The sequence below is a fragment of the Pseudomonas sp. L13 genome (assembly GCF_009935965.1).
Taxonomy (GTDB): Bacteria; Pseudomonadota; Gammaproteobacteria; order Pseudomonadales; family Pseudomonadaceae; genus Aquipseudomonas; species Aquipseudomonas lactis.
The window spans coordinates 1-4597 of record NZ_QODJ01000125.1 but is presented as its reverse complement, the minus strand read 5'-3'; the positions used below and the strand labels follow the sequence as shown (position 1 = coordinate 4597).

At 60.9% G+C, this 4597-nt stretch carries 3 protein-coding genes; 2 read left to right on the top strand and 1 reads right to left on the bottom strand.

Going from position 1 to position 4597, the window contains the following annotated elements; translation table 11 throughout:
- Positions 1 to 154: 154 nt before the first annotated feature.
- Entirely contained in the window at positions 155 to 913 is a 759-nt protein-coding gene (locus tag DK871_RS28235; RefSeq protein ID WP_003188389.1) for a Nif3-like dinuclear metal center hexameric protein, read from the bottom strand.
- Positions 914 to 1014: 101 nt separating this feature from the next.
- Here DK871_RS28235 and algW point away from each other — a divergent pair, with 101 nt between their 5' ends.
- A complete protein-coding gene (gene algW, locus DK871_RS28230; RefSeq protein WP_057977380.1) occupies positions 1015 to 2175 on the top strand; it encodes a Do family serine endopeptidase AlgW in 1161 nt (386 codons plus the stop codon).
- Between the two features lie 112 nt (positions 2176 to 2287).
- Positions 2288 to 4384 carry a TonB-dependent siderophore receptor gene (locus DK871_RS28225; protein WP_161907454.1) on the top strand — a complete coding sequence of 699 codons (2097 nt, stop codon included), beginning with the start codon at positions 2288 to 2290 and terminating at the stop codon, positions 4382 to 4384.
- The last annotated feature ends 213 nt before the right edge of the window (positions 4385 to 4597 follow it).

Genomic DNA, 4597 nt, shown 5'->3' with positions numbered 1-4597 from the left:
CAGCGTGGTTTGACGGGGCGCCTAAGATCAAAAGCAGATCAAGATCAAGAGCGGCTCGCTTCGCATCGTGGTTACCGTTGAGCGCTACAGAGTTGTGTAGAGGCCTACGGCCAATCGCAGGCACGCCAGCTCCCACAGTATTCTGCGTTGTGGGTTAGATCGGGTTGGGGCAGTCGATGAACAGGTGCTCCAGGGCAAAGCGCCGCGCCAGGTAGTCGCCTAACGCCTGCACGCCGTAGCGTTCGGTGGCGTGATGGCCGGCGGCGATAAAGCTGATGTCGTTTTCCCGGGCGCTGTGGAAGGTCTGTTCGGACGCTTCACCGCTCAGGTACAAATCGACACCGGCGGCAATCGCCTGGTCGATGTAGCCCTGGCCGCCACCGGTACACCAGCCGACGCGGCGAATCATTTCGCTGCCTTCGATCAGCAGCGGTTCGCGGCCCATCACGTCCTGCACGCGGCGGGCGAAGTCGCGGGGTGAGAGGGGCTCGGCCAGGGAGCCGACCAGGCCGACGACTTTGGGGTTGCCAGGGTCCAGCGGGCCTTCGACGGTGATGTCCAGGTGGCGAGCCAATTGCACGTTGTTGCCGACATCGGCGTGCAGGTCTAGGGGCAAGTGGTAGGCCAGCAGGCTGATGTCATGCTTGAGCAGGGTTTTGAGACGGCGCTGCTTCATGCCGGTGATGCACGGGTTTTCGCCCTTCCAGAAGTAACCGTGGTGCACCAGCACCAGGTCGGCCTTGGCTTCGACGGCGGCGTCCAGCAGGGCTTGGCTGGCGGTCACGCCGCTGACGATGCGCATCACTTGGGGCCGGCCCTCGACCTGCAGGCCATTGGGGCAGTAATCGGCAATTTTGGCGCTGCCGAGGTAGCGGTCGGCTTCCTCGACGAGGGTAGTAAGGGGCACGGCCATAAAAGACTCCTAAATATCCCGTTCGCAGGCGTCACAGCCTCGTATAATGCGCGACATTATGGGCGCTCTCCCGCCCCCTGCAACCTGTCAGGACTTACTTGATGCTCAAGGCACTGCGTTTTTTTGGATGGCCATTGTTGGCTGGCGTGCTGATCGCGATGCTGATTATCCAGCGTTATCCCCAGTGGGTGGGCCTGCCCACACTGGATGTGAACCTGCAACAGGCACCGCAGACCAACACGGTGGTGCAGGGTCCGGTGACCTACGCCGACGCGGTCACCATTGCGGCCCCTGCGGTGGTCAACCTGTACACCACCAAGGTCATCAACAAGCCCGCGCATCCGTTGTTTGAAGACCCGCAATTTCGCCGCTACTTCGGTGACAACGGCCCCAAGCAGCGCCGTATGGAATCCAGCCTCGGCTCCGGTGTGATCATGAGCCCCGAAGGCTACATCCTTACCAACAACCATGTGACCACGGGCGCCGACCAGATCGTGGTGGCCCTGCGTGACGGCCGCGAAACCCTGGCCCGCGTGGTGGGCAGCGACCCGGAAACTGATCTTGCGGTACTCAAAATTGATCTGAAGAACCTGCCGGCCATCACCCTTGGCCGCTCCGACGGTTTGCGCGTGGGCGACGTAGCCCTGGCCATCGGCAACCCGTTCGGGGTGGGCCAGACGGTGACCATGGGCATCATCAGCGCCACCGGGCGCAATCAGCTGGGCCTTAACAGCTACGAAGATTTCATCCAGACAGACGCGGCGATCAACCCCGGCAACTCCGGCGGTGCGCTGGTGGACGCCAATGGCAACCTGACTGGCATCAACACCGCGATTTTCTCCAAGTCCGGCGGTTCACAGGGCATTGGTTTTGCGATCCCGGTGAAGCTGGCGATGGAAGTGATGAAGTCGATCATCGAGCACGGCCAGGTGATTCGTGGCTGGCTGGGCATTGAAGTACAGCCCTTGACCAAGGAACTGGCCGAGTCATTTGGCCTGACCGGGCGTCCAGGCATCGTGGTAGCGGGGATCTTCCGCGACGGCCCGGCGCAGAAAGCCGGCCTGCAGCTGGGCGATGTGATCCTCAGCATCGACGGCGCGCCGGCGGGTGATGGGCGCAAGTCGATGAACCAGGTGGCGCGGATCAAGCCGACCGACAAGGTGGCGATCCTGGTGATGCGCAACGGCAAGGAGATCAAACTGTCGGCGGAAATCGGCCTGCGCCCACCACCGGCCACCGCGCCAGTGAAAGAAGAGCAATAACCGTCGCGACCCAAGCGCCCGTTCGCGGGCGCTTGTAAGACCATGTTTCTTAGCGATTCATTCTCATTGGTCATGTTATATTGTTTCAATATCGCTATTGGAACGCTCTATCATGCCGTCTCGAAAGTTTGTGCCCTTGGCCGGCCTGGCCCTGGGTTTGCTGCTCGACCCTGCCTACGCCGAAGAAAACACCCTGGAACTGGACACCATCAGCGTCACTTCCGACGCCTATGAATCCGCCACCGGCCCAGTCGACGGCTACCGCGCCACCCGCTCTGCCAGTGCGACCAAGACCGACACGGCGTTGCGCGACATCCCGCAGTCGATCAGCGTGATTCCGGCCACGGTGCTCAAGGACTTGGGCAGTACCAGCGTGGAGCGCGCCTTGGAATTTGCCGGCGGTGTGTCCAAGCAAAACAACTTCGGCGGCCTGACCCTCTACGAATACAGCGTGCGCGGCTTCACCACATCCGAGTTTTACCAGGATGGTTTCAGCGCCAACCGTGGTTACCCCAGCACCCCGGACGCAGCGAATATCGAGCGCATCGAAGTGCTCAAGGGCCCCGCCGCCAGCCTTTATGGGCGTGGCGATCCCGGCGGCACAGTGAATATCGTCACCAAGAAACCCCAGCCCGAGGCCTTCACCACGCTGCAGACCAGCGCCGGCAGTTGGGACCGCTACCGCACGGCGCTGGATGTGAATACGCCGCTGGACAGCGAGGGACGCGTGCTCACGCGAGTGAACCTGGCCGTTGAAGACAACCACAGCTTTCGCGATCACGTCGACGCCAAGCGCGTGTTCGTCGCGCCCTCCTTCAGTTGGCAACTGGACCCGGACACCACCCTGCTGGTGGAAAGCGAGTTCGTGCGTCACAGCTCCACCTTCGACCGAGGCATCGTCGCCAACACCGGCATGCCCCATTCCACCTTCCTCGGCGAGCCCGACGACGGCAATATCCGCAACCACAACAACCGCATCCAGGCGGCGTTGGAACACCACCTCAACGACGCCTGGAAACTGCGCCTGGCCAGTCATTACAAGCAAGGCAGCCTGTGGGGCGATGCGTCGGAAAGCCGTGCGCTGAACGCGGACGGCCACAGCGTCAACCGCCGTTACCGTGAACGCTCCACCGGTTGGCATGACAGCATCACTCAGCTTGAACTCAGAGGCTTGTTCGATATTGGCAGTTGGCAGCACGAATTGCTGGTGGGCGCTGAATACGAGGATTACCGCAAAAAAGAACGCGTCACCACCATCGGCGGCAGTCGTTACCCCATCGATATCTACAACCCCGTCTACGGCCAGCCCAAACCTAACGGCGACCGCTCAGGCACCGATATCTTCGAACAGACCAAAAGCCACGCGCTGAACGTACAAGACCAGATCATTTTCACCGACCGCCTGCGCGGCATGATCGGTGCGCGCTTCGAGCACTTCGAACAAAGCACCGACAACTTTGCCCGCAACCACGCCAAAAGCCGCCAGACCCATGATGCCTTCACTCAACGCGCCGGCCTGCTCTATCAATTGACTCCACAAGTGGGCGTGTTCGCCAACGCCTCCACCTCGTTCAAGCCCAATAGCGGCCTGGGTGCCGGCGACAAGTCCTTCAAGCCCGAAGAAGGCGTGGGCTATGAGGTGGGCATCAAGAGCGAGCTGTTTGACGACCGCCTAAGCGCAACGCTTGCGGCCTTTCATATCGAAAAGGAAAACGTGCTGACCCTGGACCCGGCGACCAACCTCAACCGCGCCATAGGCAAAGCCCGCAGCCAGGGGTTCGACCTGCAAGTAACCGGGCAAGTGACCGACGCCGTGCGCGTGATCGGCGCCTTGGCCTACATCGACGCCGAAGTGACCAAGGGCGACGAAACCATCCCCACGGGCAGCCGCATTCTCGGCGTGGCCAAGCGCAGCGGCAGTGTGTTGGGCGTGTATGAATTCCAGGACGGCGCATTGCGTGGCTCAGACCTGGGCGCAGCGTTCACCTATGTAGGTGACCGCTCAGGCGAAGCCGGCACAGGCTTCGAACTGCCCGCCTACCACACCGTGGATTTGCTGGCCCATTACAAGGCCACGCAGAACGTGACGGTGGGGCTGAACCTCAACAACCTGTTCAATGAAAAGTATTACGAGCGGTCCTATAGCAATTATTGGGTCAACCCCGGCGAGCCGCGCAACTTTACGGTTAGCCTGACCCTTAATCTGTAAATACAGTCAAATTGTGGGAGCTGGCTTGCCTGCGATGGCCATAGATATCGACACAACGCTGTCGCAATCAACGGTAACCACGATGCGAAGCGAGCCGCTCTTGATCTGCTTTTGATCTGCTTTTGATTTTGATCTTAAGCGCCCCGTCAAACCACGCTGGCCGGAATTCGACAGGGATTTGGGGGGTAAACCGGCAGGGATGCCGGTTTAGCC

Coding starts and splice junctions, on each gene's coding strand:
- DK871_RS28225 (WP_161907454.1), top strand. CDS start 2,288: ATGCCGTCTCGAAAGTTTGTGCCCTTGGCCGGCCTGGCCCTGGGTTTG.
- DK871_RS28235 (WP_003188389.1), bottom strand. CDS start 913: ATGGCCGTGCCCCTTACTACCCTCGTCGAGGAAGCCGACCGCTACCTC.
- algW (WP_057977380.1), top strand. CDS start 1,015: ATGCTCAAGGCACTGCGTTTTTTTGGATGGCCATTGTTGGCTGGCGTG.